Here is a 19,682-nt window from a genome sequence, read left to right as displayed (position 1 = left end):
TGTGCCGCCACCGCATGCCCGAGCTGCTCGCCGCCCTGACCGAACAGGCGACCGAGGTTGACCGTCAACCCGACATTCCAGACATTCCGGCACCCGCGCCGGAACCGGACCACCTCCCGGTCCCGGCGCCGGTGCCGTGACGCCCGCGGTGCGTCTCGGAGCGGTCACGCCACGAGGGTGCGCACCGCGGAGATCAGCTCCCCCAGCCCCTTCCTCGCGTCGGCGAAGTACATGCCGGTCTTCGGGTTCGAGTACAGCTCGTTGTCGATGCCCGCGTAGCCGTGTCCCATGGACCGCTTGATCACCACGACGCTCTTCGCCTTGTCGACGTCGAGGATCGGCATGCCGGAGATGGCGTTGCCCGGCCTGCGCGCGGCCGGGTTCGTCACGTCGTTGGCGCCGATCACCAGCACCACGTCGGTCTGCGGGAACTCCGGGTTGGCCTCGACCAGCTCCTTCATCAGCGGGTAGGCCACGTTCGCCTCGGCGAGCAGCACGTCCATGTGCCCGGGCATGCGGCCGGCGACCGGGTGGATCGCGTAGCTGACGTCGATCTTCAGGTCCGCGAGCAACTGCCCGAGCTTCGCCAGCTCGTGCTGGGCCTGCGCGGCGGCGAGGCCGTACCCGGGCACCACCATCACCTTGCTCGCGTAGGCGAGCTGGATGGCCACGTCGTCCGCCGACACCGCGCGGACGCTCACGTCACCGCCGACGGCGGCCGGGGCCGCCTCGTCGCCCGTGCCGAACCCGCCGATGACGATGTTGGCCAGGGAGCGGTTCATCGCGTCGGCCATCAGCTTGGTGAGGATGCCACCGGACGCGCCGACGAGCGCGCCGGCGATGATCAGCGCGGGCTCGCCCACCACGAACCCGGCCATGGCGACGGCCGTGCCGGTGAACGCGTTCAGCAGCGAGATGACCACCGGCATGTCCGCGCCGCCGATCGGCAGCACCATCGTCACCCCGAACACCAGCGCGACCACGACGAGCAGGACCAGCGCGAGCGCACTGCCCGGGTCGGCCACCAGCCACGCCACCCCGGCGGCGAAGGCCACCGCCAGCACCACGTTCAGTGAACGGGCGCCGCCGAACACGACGGGACTGCCGGACACGATGCCCTGCAGCTTGCCCGCGGCGATCAGCGAGCCCGAGAACGTGACCGCGCCGATGAGCACGTCGAGCCCGCCGGGAAGGCTGACCCGTGCGCCGAGCTCGTCGCCGTGTTTCGCGAACTCGGCGACCGCGATCAGCGCGGCCGCGCCGCCGCCGACCGCGTTGAACACGCTGACCAACTGGGGCATCGCGGTCATCCGCACGGACCGCGCCAGGTACAGCCCGACGGCGGAACCGAACGCAGCACCCGTGACCAGCACGAGCCAGCCGGTGGCGGTGATGCGGCCGTCGAGCGCGATCAGCACGCCGGTGGCGAGCACCGCCGTGCCCATGCCGGTCGCGGAGAGCAGGTTGCCCTTGCGGGCGGTCGCGGGCGAGTTCATCAGGTGCAGGCCGAGCACGAAACAGACGGCGGCGGCGAGCAGCACGTACTTCAGGAACGTCTCCACCTCAACCCTCCACAGAGGACTGCAGGCGCGGCCGGGCGCGGAACATCTCCAGCATCCGGTCGGTGACGACATAACCGCCGACCACGTTCATCGCACCGAACGCGACGGCGACGAACGCCAGCGCGTACGCGGCGGGGCCGTCGGCCGACGCGGTGACGAGCATGGCGCCGAGTACGACGACGCCGTGGATGGAGTTGGCACCGGACATGAGTGGTGTGTGCAGTGTGGCCGGTACCTTGCTGATCACCTCGAAGCCGACCAGCACACCGAGCACGAACACGGTGATCGCCGTGAACAGATCGATGTTCATCGCGCACCTCCTGTGAGAGCCTTGGCGATCTCCACAGTCTGGCACGCGACCTGCCGGTTCGCGGGGATCGTCAGGGCATGGTGACCGTGACCAGCCAGCCGGGGTGGTCGGTGGTGCCCGCCATGTCGATCCTCGTGCCGCGCACGAAGGTGAGGGTCTTCGTGGCGAAGACGTGCTGCACGCTGCCGTCGCCCTTGCGGTAGAAGCCGGACGGGTTGCAGTCCTGCACGTCCGGGCTGCCGCCGTACCGCAGGTTCATGTCACCGGCCACGACGACCGGTCCCGCGGCGGCGTAGCCCACGGCGCGGGCCATCAGTTCCTTGCACTGCGCCAGAGCCGTGGTCCCGCTGCGGGCGGACAGGTGCGTCGTGCACGCGCTCAGTGCGCCCGCGGGCAGGCACGCCCAGACCCGCATCTCGTTGCTGCCGTCCTGTGCGGTGTACCGGCCGGTCACGCCGGAACCGCCGGCGAGCGCGTCGACGACCATGACGACGTTGCCGTACCGCTGGCCGTTCTGGCACAGCACGGCCGACCCGTCGGGCCGCTGCGCGGCCGCGAACTGGACACGTGCCGCGCCCATCGCGGCCCGGAGCCGTTCGACGTCGCCCGAGCACGCCTCGTTCACCGACAGGACCTGCGGCTTCGTCGACGAGATGACCGAGACGGCCTTGGTCATCACCGCGTCACCGGTGTAGCAGCCCGCCACGCCGCTGTGGCAGATGTTGAGCTGCAGGACCTTGACCGTGGTGGCGGCGGACGCGGCCGGGGCGACCGCGATGCCGAACAGGACAAGCGACACGACGGCGACCAGCCGGACGATCAGGCGCATGCACCGACACAACCAGACCGGGCCGGGAAGCGGCAAGCTCCCGCGGGGCGCGGAAAGTACGGGAGCGGTCTCCCTCATCCGCCGCTGCGCGTCGGCCACGCACGCAGGAGCGCGTCGAGGGCCTCGACTACCCGCGGCCACGACGCCGCCGGCGGCGGTTCGCTGTGGTCGAAGTTCCCGCTGCGCTCGAGTGCCAGGTAACCGTTGATGGTGCTGCCCAGCAGGCGGATCACGTGCACGTGTTCGTCCTGCGGGATCGGGTAGCCGCGCAGCACGGCGCCGGTCAGGGCCACCACCTCCCGTGCCGCGTCGGACCGCACGACGTCCTCCCCGACCTGACGCTGGAGGGCCTGCCACCGTCCTGGGGCCTCCCGCGCGTAGGCCCGGTGCGCCGCGGCGAAACCGTCCAGGGCGTCCCGTCCGGCCCGCCCGGCGACCGCCTCCCCGACGCGGGCGGCGAGTTCGCCGAGCGCGAGCCCGGTGACCCCGTCCAGCAGGGCGTCGCGGTCCCGCACGTGGGAGTACAGGCTGGGCGTCCGCACCCCGAGCCGTCGCGCGACGGCCGACAGGGTGACGGCGTCGAACCCGTCCTCGTCGGCGAGGGCCGCCGCGGCGGCGATCACGGAGGCGGGGGTGAGAGTCACCCCGGCAGCCTATGCCACCCAGGCATCTGCCTACAGGACGTAGGCGGCCGGTCCTGACCGGTTCACGTCGCGGCTGGTCGCCCGGGAGCGCCGGCGTCAGACGGCGAGCCAGACGGCCGTGTCCGAGGCGAGCAGGCCGTCGTGCACGGGACCGCTCGCGAGCAGGACCTCCGCGTGCTCGGGCAGTGGCCACGGTGTGCCGCCGAGGTTCACCGCGCACACCAGGCCGGGGTCGCGGCGGAACACCAGCACGTCGGCCGGGGAGTCCAGCCACGACAGGTCGCCGTCGCCGAGGGCCTTGTGTTCGCGGCGCAGCCCGAGTGCCGTCCGGTAGAGGTTCAGCATCGAGCCCGGGTCGGCCGACTGGGCCGCCACCGTGCGGTCCCGCCAGTGCGCGGGCTGCGGCAGCCACGGCCGGACCCCGTCGCGGGTGAACCCGAACGGCGGGACGTCGCCCGACCACGGCAGCGGCACACGGCAGCCGTCACGGCCGCGGACCGTGTGGCCCGAGCGGTGCCACGTCGGGTCCCGCAGCACGTCCTCCGGCAGGTCCTCGACCTCCTCGAGCCCGAGTTCCTCGCCCTGGTAGACGTACGCGCCGCCGGGCAGCGCGAGCATCAGCAGCAGCGCGGCGCGGGCCCTGCACTCGCCGAGCGCCAGGTCGGGCCGGACGTGCGGCTCGTGCTGCGGCCCGGTGCCACGCGTGACCGGCCTGCCGTAGCGCGTCACGTGCCGGGTGACGTCGTGGTTGGACAGCACCCACGTGGCGGGGGCACCGACCGCGCGGAGCGCGTCCAGACTCGAGTCGACGACCGACCGGAACGACTCCGCCGACCAGGAGCACCGCAGGAAGTCGAAGTTGAAGGCGGTGTGCAGCTCGCCGGGCCGGACGTAGCGCGCGAGCCGGTCCGGCGACGCGACCCACGCCTCGGCCACGAAGATGCGGTCCGGCCCGTACTCCCCCGCGACACGACGCCAGTCCCGGTAGATGTCGTGCACCTCCGGGCGGTCCCAGTGCGGGTGGTCGGACCGGTCGGGCGGTTCGACGATGTCCTCGTGGTCGGTGCCGAGGTCGGGCAGACCGTCCTTCTTGACGAGCGCGTGGGCGACGTCGATGCGGAACCCGTCGACACCGCGGTCGAGCCAGAACCGCAGGATGTCGCGGAACTCCGCGCGGACCTCGGGGCGCGCCCAGTTCAGGTCGGGCTGTTCGGGCGCGAACAGGTGCAGGTACCACTCGCCGTCCGCGGTCCGGGTCCACGCGGGCCCGCCGAAGACGCTGCGCCAGTCGTTCGGCGGCTCCCCCGGCCCGCGACCGGGCCGGAAGTGGTAGCGGTCGCGTTCCGGCGCACCGGGACCGGCGGCCAGGGCGTCACGAAACCAGCGGTGCTCGGCCGACGTGTGGTTGGGCACGAGGTCCACGAGGACACGCAGGCCGTGCCGGTGTGCGTCGCCGATCAGGGCCTCCGCGCCGGCGAGGTCGCCGAACCGCGGGTCGATGTCGCGGTAGTCGGCGACGTCGTAGCCGCCGTCCGCCATCGGCGAGCGGTAAAACGGGGTGAGCCAGAGCGCGTCCACGCCGAGGGTGCGCAGGTGGTCGAGCCGTGCGCGGATACCGGCGATGTCGCCGAGCCCGGTGCCCGTCCCGTCCGCGAAGCTGCGCACGTAGACCTGGTAGATCACGGCGTCACGCCACCACGGGCCGTTCCTGTCCACGCGGACGGTTACCTCGCGGGCGATCACCGAAACCGCGGCGACCGGTCCAGCGTGTCGCGCCGTGGTGCGGGCGTGGTGAAGGTCGGTCGGGATCCGCTGTGGGGACGAGCGGTGGTGGCCCCGGCCCGATCGCACGGAACCACCACCGGGGGAAAGGGCTCGGGTCAGGCCTTGATCTCCTTGCGCGTGTCCGCGCCGGTGATCGCGATCTTGCGGGGCTTGGCCTGCTCGGCGACCGGTATCCGCAGGGTCAGCACGCCCGCGTCGTAGTGGGCCTGGACGCGGTCGGTGTCCAGTGTGTCCCCGAGGAACAGCTGGCGGGAGAACACGCCGAGCGGGCGTTCGGAGATCTGCATCTCGACCTTCCCGTCCGTCGGGACCGGACGGCGCTCCGCCTTGACGGTCAGCACGTTGCGTTCCACATCGAGCTCGATGGCGTCGGGTGCCACACCGGGCAGGTCGAACACGACCACGAACTCGTCGCCGGAACGGTAGGCGTCCATCGGCATCGCGGTGGGGCGTGACCATGTGCCGGCGGCGTTGCCGAAGACCTGCTGGGTCAGGCGGTCCAGCTCACGGAACGGATCGGTGCGCATCAACATGGTGTCCCTCCTCACTGGCTCAACGGTCTGGTGTCAACGCGCACCACCGGTATAGCATGTCGTCATTCCGTTGACAAGCGTCAGGTCGTCGAAAGGACGACAAACCATGAGCGACCGGCAGCACGACACCGCGGCGGCACTCGCGCGCGTCCACGCGGTGCTCGCCGCGGTCAACGACGTGCGGGACTCGAACGACGACGCCGCGATCGCACCGGCTGAACTGCTGGCCGCGCTGACCGTCCTGCGCCACCTGCGCGACGAACTGGCCACATGGGAGCCGCAGCTGATCACGGCCGCCCGCAAGCTGGGCGTGAGCTGGGCCGGCCTCGCGCCCGCGCTCGGCGTGACCAGCCGCCAGGCGGCCGAACGCCGCTACCTGCGCCTGCACCCGTCCGCGACCGGCGAGCAGACCGGCGAGGAACGCGTGCGCGCCGAACGCACCAAGCGCGCGGGCGACCGCGCCGTGGCGGCCTGGGCCCGCGAGAACTCCGGCACCCTGCGCAGGCTCGCGGGCCGGATCGGGGCGCTGGATGGGCTGTCCGCGTCCGCACAGGAGCGCGTCGACCTGGTCAACCAGGCCCTGGCCGACAACGACCCGGCCACGTTGCTCTCGCCGCTCGCCGACGCGCACAGCCACCTGGAGGCCACCCACACCGAGCTGGCCGACCAGGTCCGGTCCGTCACACAGCGGACCGAGCAACTGCGCCGCGAGGTCCGCGACCGACGCTGACACGACCCCTTCATCACAGCGGGCGCGCCGCGGGACCGGAGACGCGCGTCGGTAACGAAACGGTAACCACCCAGGCCGCGCCAATCCGGGGCGGACCGGGACCCGAACACCCCTGTGACAAGGCCACGATGACGTGGCCCATGAGTCCACAATGGACTCGTGGGGAATTCGAAGGGGTGTTTTTCCTGATGTTGCACAGTGTTCGTCGTGGAGTACTGGTCGCGGGCGTGGCGGCGGTGGCGCTGCTGGGTGCCGCGTGCGGCAGCTCGGACGAAGGAGCATCGGACGCGGGCGGTGGTCAGCAGGAGACGACGACCACCACCATGACGTCCACACAGGACAGTGCGGCGGCCGATCCGGCGGCGAACCTCGTCGGTCCCGGTTGCGCCGACTACGCCGAGGCCGTCCCGAGTGGCGCCGGTTCGGTGTCCGGCATGGCCGAGGACCCGGTCGCGGTCGCGGCGAGCAACAACCCGCTGCTGAAGACGCTCGTGTCGGCGGTGTCCGGCAAGCTCAACCCGCAGGTCAACCTGGTCGACACGCTGAACGGCGGCGAGTTCACCGTGTTCGCGCCGGTGGACGACGCCTTCGCCAAGATCGACGCGGCCACCATCGAGAAGCTGAAGACGGATTCCGCGCTGCTGACGAAGATCCTGACCTACCACGTGGTGCCCGGCCAGCTCTCGCCCGACCAGGTCGCGGGTGAGCAGACCACGGTCCAGAAGGGCACGGTCTCGGTCACCGGCTCCGGTGACGCGCTGAAGGTCAACGACGCCAACGTCATCTGCGGTGGCGTCATGACCGCGAACGCCACCGTCTACCTGATCGACTCGGTCCTCATGCCGACCATGTGACACCCGTTGCCCGCCGCCGGCGCCTCACAGCAGTGGGGTGTCGGCGGTTTCTTGTGCGTGGCAACCAATCCGGCCCCGGGTTCGGCGCCGAACACCCGGCATGGACACCAACGAAGAACCCCGGCTGAGCAGGCTCGCCGCCGCACTGGTGGGCGTGGCGTCGGTGGTGGCGGCGGTCGCGGTGGGACACCTGGTCGCCGGGTTCGTGCACCCGACGGCGTCACCGGTGATCGCCGTCGGCAACTCGGTGCGCGACCTGACCCCGCCGTCGGTCACCGAATGGGCCATCGCGAACCTCGGTGACGCCAAGAAGGCGCTGGTGTTCGTCGGCGTCGGTGTGGCACTGCTCGTGTTCGGGGTGGTCGCCGGGTTGCTGTCGCGGCGGCGGCCGTGGCCCGGGATGGCGCTCGCCGCCCTGCTCGGGCTGGCGGGCCTGGTGTCGGTGCTCGACCAGCCGTCGGTGCCCGCCGCCGGGGTGCTCGCCCCGCTGGGCAGCCTGGTGGCCGGGGTGGCGGTGTTCCACTGGCTGCACACCACGGCGAGCCGCACCACCGGCACGGCACCGTCGCGGCGGCGGTTCCTGTTCACGTCGGCGGGGGTCGTGGTCGGGGCCGGTGTGTTCGGCGCGGCGGGCGAACTGCTCGCCGGGCGGGTCGACGCGTCCTCGTCGCGCGCCGCGGTCGGTGACCTGACGCCTCGGGTGCCCGCGCCTCCGATCCCGCCGGGCGCCGACTTCGCTTCCGTTGGCACCCCACGGTTCCTGACGAGCAACCGCGACTTCTACCGCGTGGACACCGCGCTGGTGTCGGTGCCGCAGGTGCGTGCGGAGGACTGGCTGCTGCGCGTCCACGGGCTGGTCGACGGCACCAGGACGTACACGTTCGCCGACATCCGCGACCGGCCGCTCGTGGAACGCACGATCACCATGACGTGTGTGTCCAACGAGGTCGGTGGGCCGTACGTGTCGACGGCGAACTTCGTCGGGGTCCCGCTGCGGGACCTGCTGGCCGAGGCGGGTGTCCGGGCCGGTGCGGACCAGCTGTTCTCGACCAGTGTGGACGGGTGGACCGCGGGCACGCCGGTGGACGCCGTCATGGACCCGAACCGCGGCGGGCTGCTCGCCATCGGCATGAACGGTGAGCCACTCCCCCTCGAACACGGGTTTCCCGCACGGATGGTGGTGCCCGGCCTGTACGGCTTCGTGTCCGCGACGAAGTGGGTGGTGGACATGGAGCTGACGACCTTCGACGCCAGGGAGTCCTACTGGCGCAAGCGGGACTGGGCCGTGAAGGCACCCATCAAGACCCAGTCCCGCATCGACGTGCCCCGCGGGTTCGCGACCGTCCCGGCAGGCACGGTCACGATCGCCGGGATCGCGTGGGCGCAGACCATCGGGATCGCGAAGGTGGAGGTGCGCGTCGACGGCGGACCGTGGCGGACCGCCGAGCTGGCGACGGAGGTGAACAGCCAGACGTGGCGCATGTGGCGCATCGGGGTCGACCTCGGCCCCGGTCAGCACAAGGCGGAGGTCCGCGCCACCGACCGCCGGGGCAAGACCCAGGTCGCCGACCGGGTGCCCCCGATCCCCGACGGCGCGACCGGCTGGCATTCCACGGACTTCACGGTGACGTGAGCCGCCGCTCGAGCACCGAGGTGATCAGGCCCTGGATGTCACGGGTGGTCGACGACCAGCGGCGCCGGCGCCGTGCCGAACCGTGCCACGTAGTGCCACACCTTCTTGACCGCCTGCGGGTCGTGGCGCTCGGTGCGGGCGACGTCGCCGATCACGCGTGGGTCGAGGACGCCGTCGACCGCGATCCGGGTGCCGAGGTCGACGTACTCCTGGCCGCGGTAGCCCGGCTGTAGGCGCAGTTCGTCCACCTCCAGGCGGAGCCCGTGGTGCCACTCCACGGGGCAGCCGAGCCGCGCGGCCGACGCCGCCACCTCGGTGCCCCGGTAGCACGGGTCGAGGACCAGTGCCTCCACGTCACGGTCCAGGCGGACCGGGCCGTGCACCTGCGCCTCGATGTAGTCGTCGAGGTCGTCCTGGGTGTCGGCGAGGGCCAGCTCGATCAGCCCCATCCGCTCGGCGACCCCGAAGTCCGACGGTTCGAGGTGGCTGTCCGGGTAGCAGAAGGTGGTCCGTGCCAGGGTCTCGGCGGCCAGCCGGAAGTGCGCGGACCCGAACCGCGGCGCGGCGCCGACCGCCTTGCGGCGGAAGTTCAACGCACCGTAGACCGGCCGCTCCTCGGCGGGCGCGGTGTCGTAGGCGCCGTCGAAGATCCGGCTCTCCCACCGCCACCGGTCCCCGCCGGGGTGCGCGGTCAGCCCGCCGTTGCTGGTGCCGGTGACGAACTGGGAGACGTAGGTCCCGTCCTCGGCCAGCGCGTCGAGGATCGGCTTGCCACGCAGGAGTCGGTCCGGGTGGAAGTTGAGCGTCACCCGCAGCGCGGGGTCCAGCGGCGGCCCCGACGCCAGCGCCGCGACGTGCCGCAGCGCCCGGTCACGCGGCGTCTCGAACCCACTCATGCCCGCAGTGTCTCCCACGGCGGTCGTCGCGCGCACCCGGGTTGCCCACACGGTCAGAAATCGAGAAGCACGCGACCGGCGGTCGTTCCTAATGTGACACCCATGCCACGTCAACACGTCGTTCCCGCCGGGTACCGGGAGGTGCTCGCCGACCGGGTGTTCCGGCGGCTCGTCCTCGGTTTCGGGGTGTCCTACCTCGGGGACGGGATGAGCTTCGTCGCCGTGGCGTGGCTCGCGATCGAGCTGGCGCCGCCGGGTGATGCCGGTCTGTGGGTCGGGGCCGCGGTGGCCGCGTACACGCTCCCGGGCGTCGTCGGCGCTCTCGTGTTCGGTCGTCGGTTGCGGCGGCTGCCCGCTCGACGGCTCCTGCTCGCCGACAACGTGGTGCGCGGCGTGTTCCTCGGCGTGGCGCCGCTCGCCTGGCTCACCGGAACGCTCACGCTGCCGCTGTACGTCCTGCTGCTCGCGGGGTCCTCCCTGTTGCACGCGTGGGGCAGCGCGGGCAAGTACACCGTGCTCGCCGAGCTGCTGCCCGCCGAACAGCGGCTCGCCGCCAACACCATCGTCAGCACGCTCAACTTCGCCGCCACGATCGCCGGGCCCGCGGTCGCCGGGCTGTTGGTGACCTTCGTCAGCTCGGCGCTCGTGCTCGGGCTGGACGCGCTCACCTACGTGTTCCTCGCGGTGCTCGTCGCGCGCACCCGGCTACCCGGGTCCGGGCACGCCGCCCCCGTCGACCGGAAGTCCGCGCGCGGCGGGTTCGCGTTGCTGCGGTCGCACCCCGAGCTGCTCGGGCTGCTGACGCTCACCTGGTTCTTCAACCTGCTGTACGGCCCGGTCGAGGTCGCCCTGCCACTGCACGTCGCCGAGCTCGGCGCGTCGAGCACTCTGCTCGGCGCCTACTGGATGCTGTTCGGCATCGGCGCGGTGCTCGGTGGACTCGCGGTCGGCGCGTTGCGGCGGCTTCCGCTGTGGCCGGTGACCGTCGGCATCGTGCTCGCGTGGGGTGTGTGCCTGCTGCCGTTCGGCTTCGCCGCGCCGACGGTCGTCACGGTGGCGTGCTTCACCCTCGGTGGCGCGATCTACGGGCCGTTCGTCGCGCTGTCGGTGACGCTCATGCAGGCGACCGCCCCGCCGCGGCACCTGTCGGCGATGCTCGCCGCCCGCAGCGCGGCGCTGCTCACCGCGTCACCGCTCGGCGCCGCGCTCGGCGGGCCGCTCACCGCGGCGCTGGGGCCACGGCTGACGCTCGGCGTCTCCGGGCTCGCCACCGTGGCCCTGGGCGCCGTCGCGTGTGTGCTGCTGCTGGCGCGGCGACGGCAGTCGGTTCAGGCACCGGCCTGATCGGCGCGCCCGCCGACGCACGCCGCCACGCCTGAGGCTCTCCACAGGATCTTCACATCTCGCCCCGACGGTCTCCACGGCCGGTGCCTAGAGTCGGCGCCATGGAGCCAGGAAAGCGGCGCGTGCTGGTCGTCGAGGACGACGTCACCATCGCGGCGTCGATCACGGCGCGCCTCAGTGCCGAGGGGTTCGCGGTCGAGGTCGCCCACGACGGGCCCGCGGCGGTGGCCGCCGACACCGAGCACGAGCCGGACGTGGTGGTGCTCGACGTGATGCTCCCCGGGTTCGACGGGCTCGAGGTGTGCCGCCGGATCCAGTCGCGCAGGCCGGTTCCCGTGCTCATGCTCACCGCCCGCGCCGACGAGACCGACATGCTGGTCGGGCTGGGGGTCGGCGCGGACGACTACCTGACCAAGCCGTTCTCGATGCGGGTGCTGACCGCACGGGTGCACGCCCTGCTGCGGCGGGTCGAGCGGTCGGCGCGGGCCGAGGACACCGAGGCGCGGATCGTGCTCGGCGACCTGGAGATCGACACCGACCAGCGCAGGGTGTCGCGTGGCGGGGTGGCCGCCCAGCTGACACCCATCGAGTTCGACCTGCTGGTGCACTTCGCGCGGCGGCCGAAGGCCGTGCAGCCCAGGGAGCGCCTGCTCAGCGAGGTGTGGGGCTGGGAAGCACACGCGTCGGGCACCCGCACGGTGGACAGCCACATCAAGGCGTTGCGGCGCAAGCTCGGCGCGGACCTCATCCGCACCGTGCACGGCGTCGGCTACGCACTGGAGGTCGGCGCGTGAGCCCGTTCCTCACCAGGCTCGTGGAGGTCCTGCCCCGGCCGCTGGACCCGATCCGGTCGATCAAGCTGAAGCTCGCCATCCTGATGGCCTGCTCGGGCGCGGTCGCGTTCGCGTTCTTCAACTCCCAGATCGGCTGGCTGCCGCCGCGCACCACGATCACCGCGATCGCGCTGGCACTGATCACCTCGCAGATCCTGGCGCACGGGATGACCAGGCCCCTGCGCGAGATGACGGCCGCCGCGCGGGCGATGGCCAGGGGTGACTACACCCGCCGCATCCGCGCCACCACCCGCGACGAGGTCGGTGAGCTGGCGGTCGCGTTCAACCAGATGGCGGCCGACCTCGACGCCGCCGACCAGCAGCGCCGCGAGCTGATCGCGAACGTCTCCCACGAGCTGCGCACCCCGATCACCGCGCTCAACGGCGTGCTGGAGAACCTCGTCGACGGGGTCGCGAAGCCGGACCCGGCGACGCTGCGGACCGCGCTCGCCCAGACCGAACGGCTCGGTCTGCTCGTCACCGAGCTGCTCGACCTGTCCCGGATCGACGCGGGCGCGTTCCCGCTGGACCTGGAGGAGTTCGACCTCGAGGTGCTGCTCGACGAGGTCGCGGCCGAGGCCGAGGTGATGGCCGCGGCGGTCGGCCGCGGCGTCCGGTTCGTCGTCGACGTCGAACCGCCGGGCGCGCACGTGGTGGCCGACCGGGGGCGGCTCCACCAGGTCGTGCTCAACCTGCTCGACAACGCGGCCCGGCACGGTCCGGCGGGCGGCAAGGTGCACGTCCGCGCCGAGGCCCGCGGGGACGAGGTGGTGATCGAGGTCCGCGACGAGGGCCCCGGCATCCCGCCCGAGGAGCGTGCCCGGGTCTTCGAACGCTTCACCCGAGGTGAGCGGGCCGGTGGCGGCGGCACCGGGCTCGGCCTCGCGATCGCCAGGTGGGTGGTCGACCTGCACGGCGGCACCATCGGTGTCGTCGCGCCGGAGGAGCTGCCGCCCGGCGAGCAGGACGGCTGCCGCATCCGCGTGGTCCTCCCCACCCCCTGACATTTCCCTTCCCACCGACCCTTCCGGGAGACACCCATGCCTACTGAAACCTCCGGGGAACTGCCCCCGGCGCCCCGGCCACCCGAACTCCTCGGCAGCGCACCCATGCTGCCGCACCCGAAGTCGCCGCCCCGGTCGGCCACCGTGCCGATGCCGCCGTCGGTGCTGCCCGCCGCGTTGGTCGCCGCGGTGGCCGCCGCCGCGCTGCTGCCGCTCGACCGCCCCGGCCTCGGCTGGAGCCTCACGGGACTGGTCGTCGTGGCGGCCGTGGTCTGGTCGCACCGCCGGTCCCGCGCCGCCGACGCGGCACCGCACCTCACCCGCATGAGTCCGGTGTGGACGGTCGCGACGCTCGCGCTGCTGACCGCCGGGGCCGTGCGCGCGTCGGAGTGGCTGTTCGTGCTGTGCGTGCTCGCCGCGTGCGTGACCGGATCGCTGGCGGTCGTCGGCAGGCGCACGGCGAAGTCGGTGCTGTACGAGGCGTTCGCCGTACCGGTCGAGGCGCTGCGTTCCCTGCCGTGGGTCGGGCACGCGGTCATGCGCCGCACGACGGGCGGCGACCACGAGGCGCGGCGGCGGATCGCGCTGTCCGTGCTGGCGTCGCTGGTACTGCTCGCCGTGTTCGTCCCGCTGCTGAGCGGCGGCGACGCGGCGTTCGCGCACGTCGTGGAGTCGATGACCCCGGACCTGAGCGCGGACGCGTCCGCCGAGTGGGTCATCGCGTTCGGGGTGGCGGGGTTCTGCGTGGTCGGCGCGCTGTACCTGCTGGCGTCGCCACCGCCCGCGGAGGACCAGGGTGCGGCACGGCGGCGGCTGGCGCACCGCGTGGAGTGGGCGCTGCCGCTGGGCGTGCTGGTGGCGTTGTTCGCGATGTTCGTGGCGGTCCGCGTGGTGGTGCTGTTCGGCGGCACGGACTACCTGCACCGCACCGTCGGCCTGACGGCGGCCGACTACGCACGGAGCGGCTTCTGGCAACTGTGCGCGGCGACGGTGCTGACGCTCGCCCTGGTCGGGGCGGCACTGCGGTGGGCACCGAACAGCACGGCGGCCGACCGGGCGTGGCAGCGCGGGCTGCTCGGTGCGCTGAGCGCGTTGAGCCTGGTGCTGGTGGCGTCGGCGCTGAGTCGCATGTGGACCTACCAGCAGGCGTACGGGTTCACCGTGCTGCGCCTGCTGGTCGAGGTGTGCGAACTGTGGCTGGGCGCGGTGTTCGTGCTCGTGCTGGTGTCGCTGGTACGGCTGCGCCCGGCGTGGCTCCCCCGCGCGGCCGTCGGCGCGGCGGCCGTCGCGCTGCTGGCGCTGGTGGCCATCGACCCGGAACGCTTCATCGCGGACCGCAACATCGACCGCGCGGAACAGGGCATGCCGCTGGACGTCGGGTACCTCGGCCGCTTCTCCACCGACGTCGTCCCCGCCGCCGAACGCCTCCCGGAACCACAACGCTCGTGCGTGCTGCGCATGGTGGTCACCTACCTCCCGGACGACGGCTGGACCGCGTGGAACCTGAGCCGCTCGGCGGCCGACGACGTCACGGTCGCGACGGTCGAGGGCTCGTGGTGCTGAGACACCGCACCACGTGGCAGTCACCCTGCAGTTGGCCCGCATCCCCGCCGCGCAGCTCGCTGCCTGCCGCCAGTCCGTGGAGGTGTTGCACGCGCTCTGCTCCCTCACCGCGGCGCCGGACGAGGACCACCTCGGTCTGGGCTGGTGGCCCGCGATTCTGGAGCGGGCATGGGAACGGACAGGCGCCGGCTCGCCGTCGTGCTGTGGTGGGACTGATGCGTCAGCCCGTGGCCAGGTGCTTCGCGAGGTGGTCGACCACGTCCCGGGCGTCGTCCTCGATGCCGTGCAGGAAGGTGGACTTGCGGCGGCGGAGGACGGGGAGTCCCAGTGCGTACAGGCCGGGGCTGTCGACGACGCCGCCGTCGTGGCGCAGGTGGCCCTTCTCGTCGACCACCGGGACGTCGAGCCAGCTGTAGTCGGGCCGGAAACCCGTTGCCCACACCACGGTCCGGATCTCGCCGCCGCGCAGGTCCAGGCGCAGGCGGGTGCGCTCCGGCACGCGGGTGGTCTCGAACCGTTCCGAGGGCTTGACGTCGCTGTCGCGTCCGGTCGCGCGGGCCCACTCGTCGAAGGTGTTCAGCAACCGGTCCATCTTCAGGTCGGCCAGCGCGACCACGTTGCGGAGACCGCCGGAGAACAGCACCTCACCGTCGCGCACGGCGGCCGACCGGCCGACCAGCTCCACGCCCGCGTCGATGAGCGCGTTGAGGTCGAGCGACGTCCGGTCCGGTGTCCCGGCCAGCTGCGGCGAGCCTAGCCGCCTCGCCCGCGGCAGGTCGGGCACCTGGTCGTACCGCTGGTCCCACACGCCGGCGGCGTCCATCCACCACAGCACGTCACGGCCCCGGTACAGCCGCGGCATCCGCACGTGCTCCCCTGTGGACAGTGTGACCGGCCTGCCCGAGCGCCGGAGCTCCGCCGCCAGCTGCACGCCGGTCGCCGACGCGCCGACGACGAGCACGCCACCGTCGGGCAGCGCGTCGGCGCCGCGGTAGGTGAACGGTGTGACCTGCTCGACGGTGCCCGGGAGCGCCGCGGCGAGCTTCGGCACGGCGGGCAGGTTGCAGGCACCGCTCGCGATGACCACGGTGCGGCAGGCGATCTCGCCCTGGTCCGTCGTCACGTGGTAGCCGGTTTCGGTGCGCCGCAACGATGTCACGGTCGTGCCGGTGCGTACGGGCGCGCCCGTGCCGGTCGCGAAGCGGTCGATGAACTCGACCACCTCGCCCATCGTCATGTAGCCGTCGGGGTCGTGGCCGTCGTAGTGGTGGCCCGGCAGGCGGCTCTGCCAGTTGGGGGTGAGCAGCCGCAGCGTGTCCCAGCGTTCGGTCCGCCAGGAGTTCGCCACCTCACCGCGCTCGAGCACGACGTGGTCGAGCCCGTGCGCGGTGAGGAAGTGGCTCGCGGCCAGGCCGGCGTGGCCCGCCCCGATGACGACCGTGGTGGTGGTTTCCAACGAACTCAGGCGACCTCGACGGTGACGTCCGTCGGGTTGGTCAGCGCGTCGAACACCGCGGAACGCTTCTGCGACTGGGCGACCAGTGCCTCGATGTCCTCTTTGGACGCGTCGGCGTCGATGCTGAAGGTGACCTTGATGCCGTTGTAGCCGTTGCGGACGTCGCTGTCGGCGCCGAGGATCCCGCGGATGTCGTGCGCGCCCTCGAGGGTCGCCTCGACGGACCGCAGCTGGATGCCGCGGTTCTGCGCGACGGACGCCACACCGGCCGTGAGGCAGCTCCCCAGCCCGACCAGCAGGTACTCGATCGGCGTGATGCCGTGGTCCTCGGCGGCGAACACCTCGGGGTGGTCGGCGGTGAGGGTCGCCTCGGCCTTGTGGGTCTGCTCCGCGCCGAGCCCGAAGTAGTCCTTGACGGTCGAGGTGGTGTGCACGCCGTTCTCCCACCGCGTGGTGGAACGCCACGTGAACTGGGCGGCCTCCGGCGCGCCCTTCAGCGCCTCGCGCGCGTCGAGCAGGGCCTGGACGTTGACCCCGTTGTCGATGCTGTCGATCGTCGTCATGTGACGGACCGTACACCGCCGCTGACCTGCGTCTCATAGTTCGGGACGGGCCCGCGTACCGCTCGCGGAAACCACGTTCCGGCCTATGATGCGCGCATGGTGATCGCGTCGACGCTAACTCCCGGATCGGTCGGCGAGGTGGAGACGCGGTATCTCGACCTGCCCGGACCGGTGCGCCTCGAGAGTGGTCGGGAGCTGGGGCCGGTCCGCGTCGCGTACGAGACCTACGGGACGCTGTCCCCGCGGCGGGACAACGTGATCCTCGTGTGCCACGCGCTCAGCGGCGACGCGCACGCCGCCGGTTCCTCGGTCGTCCCGCCCGGCGCGAGCACCAGGGACGGCTTCGGCGCCGAGGACCGCGACGGCGCCGCCGGGGCCGGCCTCGGCTGGTGGGACGGGATGATCGGGCCGGGCAAGGCGTTCGACACCGACCACTTCTTCGTCGTCTCCACGAACCTGCTCGGCGGCTGCCGCGGCACGACCGGCCCGTCGTCGACCGACCCGGCGACCGGAGAACCGTACGGTTCGGACTTCCCCGTGCTCACCGTCGCCGACATGGTCGACACCCAGCGCGCGTTCCTCGACGAACTGGGCATCGAACGGCTCGCGGCCGTGGCGGGCGGCTCCCTCGGCGGGATGCAGGCCCTCGAGTGGGCGATCCGCTACCCCGACCAGGTGGACTCGATCGTCGTCATCGCCAGCACGCACGCCCTGCACCCGCAGGGCATGGCGTGGAACGCGATCGCCCGCGAGTCGATCATGCGTGACCCCGCTTGGCAGGGCGGCGACTACTACGGCACGGGCCGCACCCCGGACGCCGGCATGGGGGTGGCGCGGATGGTGGGCCACATCACCTACCTCTCCGCGCCCGCACTGGGTGACAAGTTCGGGCGCAGGCTGCAGTTCTCCGACGACATCCGGTACACCATCACCGAACCCGAGTTCGAGGTGGAGAACTACCTGCGCCACCAGGCGAACTCGTTCGTCCGGCGCTTCGACGCCAACACCTACCTCACGATGTCGCGTGCGCTGACCTACTTCGACCTCGCGCGGCAGCACGGCGGCTCGCTCACGAGGGCGCTGGAGGGCGTCGCCGCCCGCACGCTGCTGATCACGTTCAGCTCCGACTGGCTGTACCCGCCGTCGGCGTCCGAGGAGATCCACGACGCGTTGGTGGCGCTGGGCAAACCGGCCGAGCTGCACCTGATCGAGGCACCGTACGGCCACGACTGTTTCCTGTTGGAAGAAGCACGACAGACGCCGATCGTCCGCCGGTTCCTGTCCGGGGACGGAAAGAGGTACCGGTGACCGACGACTCCTCCCGGATCGAGCCGGAGCACGAGTTCGGGTTCGAGACCCGGCAGCTGCACGCCGGGCAGCGGCCCGACCCGAACACGGGTGCCCGCGCGGTGCCGATCTTCCAGACGACCAGCTACGTGTTCGAGGACCCCGAGTCCGCGGCCGCCTACTTCAACCTGCAGGAGTACGGGAACACCTACTCCCGCATCATGAACCCGACGGTCGCGGTGTTCGAGGAACGCGTCGCGAACCTGGAGGGCGGCGCGGGTGGCGTGGCGTTCGCGAGCGGCATCGCGGCGCAGGCGGCCGCGTTGTTCACGCTGCTGGAGCCGGGTGACCACGTGGTCTCGTCGTCGGCGCTGTACGGCGGCACGGTGAACCAGCTCAAGCACCTGCTGCGCAAGATGAACGTCGAGCTGACCTGGGTCGACCCCGACGACCTCGGCGCGTGGCGGGGCGCGGTGCGGCCGTCGACGAAGGCGTTCTTCGCCGAGACCATCGGCAACCCGGCGGGCAACGTGCTCGACATCGAGGCGGTGGCCGCGATCGCCCACGAGCACGAGCTGCCGCTGATCGTCGACAACACGTTCGCGACCCCGTACCTGTGCCGCCCGATCGAGTGGGGCGCGGACATCGTGGTCCACTCGGCGACGAAGTTCCTCGGTGGGCACGGCACGAGCATCGGCGGCGTGGTGACCGAAGCGGGCACGTTCGACTGGTCCAACGGCCGCTTCCCGGTCGTCGCGGACCCGTCCCCGGCCTACCACGGCCTGCGGTTCCACGAGACGTTCGGCACCTACGGGTACCTGATGAAGCTGCGTGCCGAGACGCTGCGCGACCTCGGCGGCGCACTGTCGCCGTTCAACGCCTTCCTGTTCCTGCAAGGGATGGAGACGTTGTCGCTGCGGATGGAACGGCACGTCGAGAACGCGCGGAAGGTCGCGGAGTTCCTGTCGTCGCACGACCTCGCGTCGCGGGTGAGCCACCCGGGCCTGCCGGACAGCCCGTACCGGCCGCTCGTCGAGAAGTACCTGCCACGGGGCGCGGGCGCGGTGTTCTCGTTCGACGTCGCCGGCGGCCGCGCGGGCGGGCAGGCACTCATCCGCGGCCTGAACCTGTGGTCCCACCTGGCGAACGTCGGCGACGCGAAGAGCCTGGTCATCCACCCCGCCAGCACCACGCACCGCCAGCTGTCCGACGAGGAGCTCGCCGCGGCGGGGGTCGGCCCCGGCACCGTCCGGCTGTCGGTCGGCACCGAGTCGGTCGACGACCTGATCTGGGACCTCGAACAGGGTTTCGCCCACGTCGCCGCCACCGTCCGGGAGGAGGTCGCGACCGCATGACCACCGTGCCGGAGCGCTACCAGGACCCGCTCGCCATCCAGCGCGTGCTCAACACCGCGCGCACGATCGCGATCGTCGGCCTGTCGAACAACGAGCTGCGGGCGAGCTACTTCGTCGGCTACTACCTCAAACGGCACGGCTACCGCGTGCTCCCGGTGAACCCGAGAGCGACGGAGATCCTCGGCGAGACCAGCTACGCGAGCCTGCTGGACGTGCCGGAGCCGGTGGACATCGTGAACGTCTTCCGTGCGCCCGACGCGCTGCCCGAGATCGCCGAGCAGGCGGTGCGCGTCGGCGCGGGCACGCTGTGGTGCCAGTTCGGTGTCATCAACGAGGCGGGCGGCCGGACCGCGGAGGACGGCGGCGTCACCGTGGTGATGGACCGCTGCATCAAGGTCGAACACGCCCGCTACGTGGGCCGCATGCACTGGCTCGGCTTCAACACGCAGCGCATCACGTCCGTCCGCACCGGACTCCAGTAGGCGAGTCGCGCCGAGTCGC

The 19,682-nt window shown here is 72.0% G+C and carries 20 protein-coding genes; 11 read left to right on the top strand and 9 right to left on the bottom strand.

Going from position 1 to position 19,682, the window contains the following annotated elements; translation table 11 throughout:
• Positions 1-14 precede the first annotated feature (14 nt).
• The gene (locus tag ACIBVP_RS01575; RefSeq protein ID WP_396103996.1) at positions 15-140 is read left to right on the top strand and encodes a hypothetical protein; all 126 of its coding nucleotides are present in this window, start codon (positions 15-17) and stop codon (positions 138-140) included.
• A gap of 24 nt (positions 141-164) precedes the next feature.
• On the opposite strand, the gene ACIBVP_RS01570 is transcribed toward ACIBVP_RS01575, so the two are convergent.
• From ACIBVP_RS01570 to ACIBVP_RS01545, 6 genes are all read right to left on the bottom strand, one after another.
• Positions 165-1,562 carry an NAD(P)(+) transhydrogenase (Re/Si-specific) subunit beta gene (locus ACIBVP_RS01570; RefSeq protein ID WP_396103995.1) on the bottom strand — a complete coding sequence of 466 codons (1,398 nt, stop codon included), beginning with the start codon at positions 1,560-1,562 and terminating at the stop codon, positions 165-167.
• Between the two features lies 1 nt (position 1,563).
• Positions 1,564-1,872, bottom strand: a complete 309-nt coding sequence (locus ACIBVP_RS01565) for an NAD(P) transhydrogenase subunit alpha (RefSeq protein WP_396103994.1) — start codon at positions 1,870-1,872, stop codon at positions 1,564-1,566.
• Between the two features lie 70 nt (positions 1,873-1,942).
• On the bottom strand, positions 1,943-2,701 hold the full coding sequence (locus ACIBVP_RS01560) for an endonuclease/exonuclease/phosphatase family protein (protein WP_396103993.1): 759 nt from the start codon (positions 2,699-2,701) through the stop codon (positions 1,943-1,945).
• Positions 2,702-2,775: 74 nt separating this feature from the next.
• Positions 2,776-3,345: a TetR/AcrR family transcriptional regulator gene (locus ACIBVP_RS01555; RefSeq protein ID WP_396103992.1), complete on the bottom strand. Its 570-nt coding sequence runs from the start codon at positions 3,343-3,345 to the stop codon at positions 2,776-2,778.
• 96 nt (positions 3,346-3,441) lie between these two features.
• Entirely contained in the window at positions 3,442-5,061 is a 1,620-nt protein-coding gene (locus ACIBVP_RS01550) for a glycoside hydrolase family 13 protein (RefSeq protein WP_396103991.1), read from the bottom strand.
• Between the two features lie 164 nt (positions 5,062-5,225).
• Positions 5,226-5,663 carry an Hsp20/alpha crystallin family protein gene (locus tag ACIBVP_RS01545; RefSeq protein WP_396103990.1) on the bottom strand — a complete coding sequence of 146 codons (438 nt, stop codon included), beginning with the start codon at positions 5,661-5,663 and terminating at the stop codon, positions 5,226-5,228.
• A 106-nt stretch (positions 5,664-5,769) separates the two neighbouring features.
• Here ACIBVP_RS01545 and ACIBVP_RS01540 point away from each other — a divergent pair, with 106 nt between their 5' ends.
• From ACIBVP_RS01540 to ACIBVP_RS01530, 3 genes are all read left to right on the top strand, one after another.
• Positions 5,770-6,393 carry an HSP18 transcriptional regulator gene (locus tag ACIBVP_RS01540; RefSeq protein ID WP_396103989.1) on the top strand — a complete coding sequence of 208 codons (624 nt, stop codon included), beginning with the start codon at positions 5,770-5,772 and terminating at the stop codon, positions 6,391-6,393.
• A gap of 188 nt (positions 6,394-6,581) precedes the next feature.
• The gene (locus ACIBVP_RS01535) at positions 6,582-7,247 is read left to right on the top strand and encodes a fasciclin domain-containing protein (protein WP_396103988.1); all 666 of its coding nucleotides are present in this window, start codon (positions 6,582-6,584) and stop codon (positions 7,245-7,247) included.
• A gap of 100 nt (positions 7,248-7,347) precedes the next feature.
• A complete protein-coding gene (locus ACIBVP_RS01530; RefSeq protein WP_396103987.1) occupies positions 7,348-8,880 on the top strand; it encodes a molybdopterin-dependent oxidoreductase in 1,533 nt (510 codons plus the stop codon).
• 38 nt (positions 8,881-8,918) lie between these two features.
• On the opposite strand, the gene ACIBVP_RS01525 is transcribed toward ACIBVP_RS01530, so the two are convergent.
• A complete protein-coding gene (locus tag ACIBVP_RS01525) occupies positions 8,919-9,776 on the bottom strand; it encodes a DUF3626 domain-containing protein (RefSeq protein WP_396103986.1) in 858 nt (285 codons plus the stop codon).
• Between the two features lie 102 nt (positions 9,777-9,878).
• Here ACIBVP_RS01525 and ACIBVP_RS01520 point away from each other — a divergent pair, with 102 nt between their 5' ends.
• The 4 genes from ACIBVP_RS01520 to ACIBVP_RS01505 all read left to right on the top strand — a co-directional run bounded on the left by ACIBVP_RS01520 (position 9,879) and on the right by ACIBVP_RS01505 (position 14,520).
• Positions 9,879-11,120, top strand: a complete 1,242-nt coding sequence (locus ACIBVP_RS01520; protein ID WP_396103985.1) for an MFS transporter — start codon at positions 9,879-9,881, stop codon at positions 11,118-11,120.
• 101 nt (positions 11,121-11,221) lie between these two features.
• On the top strand, positions 11,222-11,914 hold the full coding sequence (locus ACIBVP_RS01515) for a response regulator transcription factor (protein WP_396103984.1): 693 nt from the start codon (positions 11,222-11,224) through the stop codon (positions 11,912-11,914).
• Positions 11,915-11,934: 20 nt separating this feature from the next.
• The gene (locus ACIBVP_RS01510) at positions 11,935-12,957 is read left to right on the top strand and encodes an ATP-binding protein (RefSeq protein WP_396104903.1); all 1,023 of its coding nucleotides are present in this window, start codon (positions 11,935-11,937) and stop codon (positions 12,955-12,957) included.
• A 36-nt stretch (positions 12,958-12,993) separates the two neighbouring features.
• Positions 12,994-14,520 (top strand): DUF4153 domain-containing protein, encoded by a 1,527-nt coding sequence (locus tag ACIBVP_RS01505; RefSeq protein WP_396103983.1) that lies wholly within the window; start codon positions 12,994-12,996, stop codon positions 14,518-14,520.
• A gap of 220 nt (positions 14,521-14,740) precedes the next feature.
• Here ACIBVP_RS01505 and ACIBVP_RS01500 read toward each other — a convergent pair whose 3' ends face one another.
• Together ACIBVP_RS01500 and ACIBVP_RS01495 are read right to left on the bottom strand one after the other, a co-directional pair.
• A complete protein-coding gene (locus tag ACIBVP_RS01500; RefSeq protein ID WP_396103982.1) occupies positions 14,741-15,976 on the bottom strand; it encodes an NAD(P)-binding domain-containing protein in 1,236 nt (411 codons plus the stop codon).
• Positions 15,977-15,981: 5 nt separating this feature from the next.
• Positions 15,982-16,539, bottom strand: coding sequence for an OsmC family protein (locus tag ACIBVP_RS01495; protein ID WP_396103981.1), 558 nt, complete (start codon positions 16,537-16,539; stop codon positions 15,982-15,984).
• A 96-nt stretch (positions 16,540-16,635) separates the two neighbouring features.
• Between ACIBVP_RS01495 and ACIBVP_RS01490 the strand changes: the two genes are divergently transcribed.
• Genes ACIBVP_RS01490 through ACIBVP_RS01480 form a run of 3 tightly spaced genes read left to right on the top strand, consistent with a single transcriptional unit; the run spans position 16,636 to position 19,663 of the window.
• Positions 16,636-17,847, top strand: coding sequence for a homoserine O-acetyltransferase (locus ACIBVP_RS01490; protein ID WP_396103980.1), 1,212 nt, complete (start codon positions 16,636-16,638; stop codon positions 17,845-17,847).
• On the top strand, positions 17,844-19,181 hold the full coding sequence (locus tag ACIBVP_RS01485; protein WP_396103979.1) for an O-acetylhomoserine aminocarboxypropyltransferase/cysteine synthase family protein: 1,338 nt from the start codon (positions 17,844-17,846) through the stop codon (positions 19,179-19,181). The genes ACIBVP_RS01490 and ACIBVP_RS01485 overlap by 4 nt, the downstream gene beginning before the upstream one ends.
• Positions 19,178-19,663 (top strand): CoA-binding protein, encoded by a 486-nt coding sequence (locus tag ACIBVP_RS01480; RefSeq protein ID WP_396103978.1) that lies wholly within the window; start codon positions 19,178-19,180, stop codon positions 19,661-19,663. Before ACIBVP_RS01485 ends, ACIBVP_RS01480 begins: the two co-directional genes overlap by 4 nt.
• Positions 19,664-19,682 lie beyond the last annotated feature (19 nt).

The organism is Actinophytocola sp. NPDC049390 (assembly GCF_044466355.1).
In the GTDB taxonomy this organism is placed as follows: Bacteria; Actinomycetota; Actinomycetes; order Mycobacteriales; family Pseudonocardiaceae; genus Actinophytocola.
Note: the sequence above shows the minus strand (reverse complement) of the source record. Positions and strands in the feature narration are given on the sequence as shown.

Coding starts and splice junctions, on each gene's coding strand:
- ACIBVP_RS01520 (WP_396103985.1), top strand. CDS start 9,879: ATGCCACGTCAACACGTCGTTCCCGCCGGGTACCGGGAGGTGCTCGCC.
- ACIBVP_RS01575 (WP_396103996.1), top strand. CDS start 15: ATGCCCGAGCTGCTCGCCGCCCTGACCGAACAGGCGACCGAGGTTGAC.
- ACIBVP_RS01530 (WP_396103987.1), top strand. CDS start 7,348: ATGGACACCAACGAAGAACCCCGGCTGAGCAGGCTCGCCGCCGCACTG.
- ACIBVP_RS01525 (WP_396103986.1), bottom strand. CDS start 9,776: ATGAGTGGGTTCGAGACGCCGCGTGACCGGGCGCTGCGGCACGTCGCG.
- ACIBVP_RS01505 (WP_396103983.1), top strand. CDS start 12,994: ATGCCTACTGAAACCTCCGGGGAACTGCCCCCGGCGCCCCGGCCACCC.
- ACIBVP_RS01545 (WP_396103990.1), bottom strand. CDS start 5,663: ATGTTGATGCGCACCGATCCGTTCCGTGAGCTGGACCGCCTGACCCAG.
- ACIBVP_RS01515 (WP_396103984.1), top strand. CDS start 11,222: ATGGAGCCAGGAAAGCGGCGCGTGCTGGTCGTCGAGGACGACGTCACC.
- ACIBVP_RS01560 (WP_396103993.1), bottom strand. CDS start 2,701: ATGCGCCTGATCGTCCGGCTGGTCGCCGTCGTGTCGCTTGTCCTGTTC.
- ACIBVP_RS01535 (WP_396103988.1), top strand. CDS start 6,582: ATGTTGCACAGTGTTCGTCGTGGAGTACTGGTCGCGGGCGTGGCGGCG.
- ACIBVP_RS01565 (WP_396103994.1), bottom strand. CDS start 1,872: ATGAACATCGATCTGTTCACGGCGATCACCGTGTTCGTGCTCGGTGTG.
- ACIBVP_RS01540 (WP_396103989.1), top strand. CDS start 5,770: ATGAGCGACCGGCAGCACGACACCGCGGCGGCACTCGCGCGCGTCCAC.
- ACIBVP_RS01480 (WP_396103978.1), top strand. CDS start 19,178: ATGACCACCGTGCCGGAGCGCTACCAGGACCCGCTCGCCATCCAGCGC.
- ACIBVP_RS01490 (WP_396103980.1), top strand. CDS start 16,636: ATGGTGATCGCGTCGACGCTAACTCCCGGATCGGTCGGCGAGGTGGAG.
- ACIBVP_RS01495 (WP_396103981.1), bottom strand. CDS start 16,539: ATGACGACGATCGACAGCATCGACAACGGGGTCAACGTCCAGGCCCTG.